Source organism: Fibrobacter sp. UBA3629 (assembly GCF_002374005.1).
Lineage (GTDB): Bacteria > Fibrobacterota > Fibrobacteria > Fibrobacterales > Fibrobacteraceae > Fibrobacter.
Window position 1 is genome coordinate 104,048 of sequence record NZ_DFLC01000006.1, and the last position, 4,750, is coordinate 108,797.

The 4,750-nt window shown below is 57.9% G+C and carries 3 protein-coding genes; all 3 read left to right on the top strand.

Going from position 1 to position 4,750, the window contains the following annotated elements; translation table 11 throughout:
* On the top strand, positions 1-1,488 hold a 1,488-nt coding region (locus tag B2310_RS01620; protein WP_290728208.1), incomplete at its 5' end, for an aconitase family protein.
* A gap of 143 nt (positions 1,489-1,631) precedes the next feature.
* On the top strand, positions 1,632-2,909 hold the full coding sequence (locus tag B2310_RS01625; RefSeq protein ID WP_414655029.1) for a chloride channel protein: 1,278 nt from the start codon (positions 1,632-1,634) through the stop codon (positions 2,907-2,909).
* Positions 2,910-2,951: 42 nt separating this feature from the next.
* Positions 2,952-4,628, top strand: a complete 1,677-nt coding sequence (locus tag B2310_RS01630; protein WP_290728212.1) for a sodium-dependent transporter — start codon at positions 2,952-2,954, stop codon at positions 4,626-4,628.
* Positions 4,629-4,750: the final 122 nt, after the last annotated feature.

Sequence of the window (4,750 nt, forward strand, 5' to 3'; positions counted from 1 at the left end):
TCCACCTTCAGCTACGACGATTCCATGAGCCGCTACCTCAAGGTGACTGGCCGTGCCGACGTGGCCGCCGCTGCCGACAAGATTGCAGAACACCTCAAGGCCGACCCGGAAGTCGAAGCAAATCCGGAAAAGTATTTTGACCGTGTTGTGGAAATCGACCTCAACACGCTCATCCCGCATTACAACGGCCCGTTCAGTCCGGACCGCGCCTACGCCGTGACCGACATGGCAGAAAGCCTCAAGGCCACCGAAACCAAGCCGGAATCTACGCCGGTCGTAAGCGCAGCCCTCATTGGTTCTTGCACGAACTCTAGCTACGAAGACCTCTTCATGGCTGCCAACATGATCAAGCAGGCCCTCGCGAAGGGTCTTTCCCCGAAGTGCCCGCTCCTCATCAACCCGGGTTCCGAACAAGTTCGCTACACTGCCGAACGCGATGGCCTCATCGACTTGTTCAAGCAGTTCGGTGCAACGATCATGACGAACGCTTGCGGTCCTTGCATTGGCCGTTGGGACCGTGCCGGTGCCGACAAGAAGGAACTCAACACCATCGTCCACAGCTTTAACCGCAACTTCGCAAAGCGCGCCGACGGTAACCCGAACACGCACGCCTTTGTGGCTAGCCCGCTCATGGCCGTGATTGCAGCCCTCAGCGGCGACATCCGCTTCAACCCGATGACCGACACCCTCGTGAACAATGAGGGCAAGGCCGTGAAGCTCGACCCGCCGGAACAGTGCGAACTCCCGCCGAAGGGTTTTGAAGTCAAGGACGCAGGCTACCAGGCCCCTGCAGAAGACGGTTCCAAGATTACCGTTTCTATCAACCCCGAAAGCAAGCGCCTCCAGGCTCTCGCTCCGTTCGCAGCCTGGGACGGCAAGGACATCGCGGGCGCCCCGCTCCTCATCAAGGCGAAGGGCAAGTGCACCACCGACCACATCTCCATGGCCGGTCCGTGGCTCAACTACCGCGGCCACCTCGAAAACATTTCGAACAACATGCTCATCGGCGCCGTGAACGCCTTCAACGGCGAAACCAACAAGGTTCTCTGCCAGTGCGGTGAATACAAGGAAGTCCCCGAACTTGCCAAGATTTACAAGGCCAAGGGCACGGGCTCCATCGTCATCGGTGACGAAAACTACGGTGAAGGCTCCAGCCGCGAACACGCCGCCATGGAACCGCGCTTCCTCGGCGTGAAGGCCGTGATTGTGAAGAGCTTCGCCCGCATTCACGAGACGAACCTCAAGAAGCAGGGCATGCTCGCCCTCACCTTCAAGAACGCCGCCGACTACGACAAGATCCAGGAACAGGACGTATTCGACATCGTTGGCCTCACCAAGTTCGCCCCGGGTTCCGAGTTCACGCTCGTCGCCCACCACAAGGATGGCTCTGTCGATAACATCGCGCTCAGCCACACCTACAACGAACAGCAGTGGGCATGGTTCAAGGCTGGCTCCGCCCTCAACCTGATCCGCGCGAACAACAAGTAATCGTAAGTCAATAGTCATTTATAAGCCCTCGCAAAAGCGGGGGCTTTTTTCTAAATTTGGCGGCGAAAAAAGGATACGCGATGGATTACAGGAACTGGCAAGAAATCTACAAGAACATGAGCCCCGAGATGAAGGAGCAGGCCATGAAGATGGCCAAAGCACAAATCAAGGAAAAGCTCGCCCGCTGGTTTTCGCAGCCGATACTTGTGGTTGCAGCGCTCCTGCTCGGCGCCATCGTCGGAACGCTTACCGCATTCTTTGGCCAGGTACTCGACCGCGTCGGTGCCATTCGCGACACAAACCCGCTGTACTGGATTCCAGCTCTCGCCCTCGGTGGCGTCGCCATCGTGCTCACTTACATGAAAATCGGCAAGGGCTCCGAACGCGGCATGGGAATCATTTTCGACGTCGCGCACGGCAAGGAAAGGGAAATTCCGCTCCGTCTCATCCCGCTCATCATGGTAACGACTTGGGTTACGCACCTCTTCGGAGGAAGTTCCGGCCGCGAGGGCGTGGCCATGCAGATCGGCGCTACCCTCGGGCACAACATCAGCTCAAAGATCCACGTGGAGAACGCTCCCCGCATTTTGCTTGTCGCAGGCATGGCGGCAGGCTTCGCGGGGCTTTTCCAGACACCGCTCGCGGCCATCGCGCTCTCGCTCGAAATCCTCCTGGCGGGCCACCTCGAAATGGCGGCGCTCCTTCCCGCCGCCGTTGCCGCCTTTACCGCTTGCAAGGTTTCGCAGATGTTCGGAGAAACTACCGTCATCGCCATGAACGACATATTCCCGAGCGACATCTCGAGAATTCTCTGGAACGACAGCGGGCTCGACATTTGCTTTATCTTGAGGCTCGCTGTCCTTGGCGCCATTTTCGGGATTGTCGGCGGCGGGTTTGCAAGACTCCTCCCGCTTTCCAAGAAATTCTTTGCGGAAAAGTTCCCGAACCCCGTGAAGCGCGTCGCCATCATGGGCGTGGTTCTCAGCGCTCTCTTGCTGCTCTGCTGGCAGGGCCGCTATTCCGGACTCGGCACGAACCTCACCGACATGATTTTTTCGGGTTCCCCGACATCTGCCGCCAGCGATATCTACGCCTACGATTGGATTCTGAAGATGCTGTTCACCATCGTCACACTCTCGGTCGGGTTCCAGGGCGGCGAAGTCACCCCGCTGTTCACCATCGGAGCGACTCTCGGCACGGTACTTGCCGCAATCGTTGGCGTCCCCCTCCCGATTGCCGCCGCCCTCGGTTACGCGGCTGTTTTCGGAGCCGGCACGAACACGCTCTTCGCCCCCATCCTCGTCGGAGCGGAGATTTTCGGGTTCGACCTGCTCCCTGCATTCTTCGTAGTCTGCACAGCAGCCTACGTGTGCAACGGCGGCAAGAGCATTTACGCACAAAAGAAACTGCGTTTGCGCTAAGAGCGGGTTGCCATACCGCATAGAATGTCTTAATTTTAAGGCATGCAAAACAATCGTGAAAACTGGGGCTCCAAGATAGGAGTCATCCTCGCTGTCGCAGGTTCGGCAGTCGGGCTCGGCAACTTCCTTCGATTCCCCGTACAGGCGGCCACCAACGGCGGTGGCGCATTCATCATCCCCTACCTTATCGCCTTTATTTTCCTCGGCATTCCGCTTGCCTGGATGGAATGGACACTCGGACGCTATGCGGGCCGCCACAACTACGGCACCGCCCCGAGCACACTCCACATCATCTTCGACAAGAAGAAGCCCTGGGCAAAGCACCTCGGCTCCATCGGGCTCCTGCCACCGATTTTCATCGTCTTCTACTACGTGTTCATCCAGTCGTGGATCCTTGCGTTCGCCTACTACTCTCTCACGGGCAAGCTCATGGAAGTCACGTCCCAGGGTAGCGCCGCAGTCACGCAGTTCTTCGGCGACTTCATCATGCTCAAGACATGCGTGGGCCCCATCCCGTCTGCCATCATCTTCTTCCTCATCACGTTCGCCTGCAACATGACCGTTCTCGCCCTGGGCGTGCGCAAGGGTATCGAGCGGGTGAACAAAATCTGCATGCCCATCCTGCTCTTCTTGGGCATTATCCTCGTAATCCGCGTGCTAACGCTCCCGGGCATCGGCAAGGGCCTCGCCTTCATGTGGAACCCGAACTTCAGCGAACTCGCCAACCCCAAGGTATGGATGGCGGCGGCGGGTCAGGTGTTCTTCACCATGAGCCTCGGCATGGGCATTATCTGGTGCTATGCGAGCTACCTCAAGCCCAAGGAAGACCTAGTGCTCTCTTCCCTTACCGCTAGCGCCACGAACGGATTTGCCGAAATCATTATCGGCGGTACGGTTGTCATCCCCATCGCGGTCATCATCGCAGGCGCCAACATCGAGGAATGCGCGAAGCTCGGCACCTTCGGCCTCGGATTCCAGACCATGCCCTACGTGTTCGGAACGCTTCCGCTCGGCGGTGCGTTGCAGACACTCTGGTTCGCGCTCCTGTTCTTTGCAGGCATCACCAGCGCCATTTCCATCATCCAGCCGCTCATCAGTTTCTGCGAAGACGATCTCAAGTTCAGCCGCAAGAAGTCCGTCACAACCATCAGCACCATCATCTTCATCGGCAGCCTCACCGCCATCTTCGGCCTTGCCGCGGGGACGGTCGACGAGCTCGACTTCTGGGGCGGCACGTTCCTGCTGGTGGTATTCGGCGCCATCCAGGCCATCATCTTCTCGTTCGTGCTCGGTCGCAAGAAGTCCCAGATTGTGCAGCCCGGCGAATCCGTGGCTTTCGCCCTGATGAACGAGGGCTCGCAACTCAAGCTCCCCCGCTTCTTCAGGCCCATCATCCAGTATGTTTGTCCGGCCTACCTGATTATCCTGCTCGTTTCGTTCACATTCACCGACGGTCTCCCGCTCATCACACTGAGCAACATTCCCGCCGATGCCAAAGTGACGTTCCTCGGGGGAGAATTCTCGAAGCTCCACTTCACCTGGGCTTTCCGCGGCTTCATGCTCCTGATAGTCCTGCTCCTGAATATCGCCATCGCCTATGCCTGGCGCAAGGGCGGCACCGCCGAAATGGGTCGTGACACGAGCATCCACAAGATGCCGCTCGGCAAGTCGGACGAATACATCAACCGCTTGGCAAACAAGAAGAAAAAGGAGAAGTAGCATGGACGCAGAATTTACGACAGGCGGACTCATTTTCATGCTCACCTCGTGGGCGGCCATCATCGGGCTATGCATCTTCTGTTTCTCGAAGGTGTTTAAAAAGAAGTAAGTTTAACAAAAAG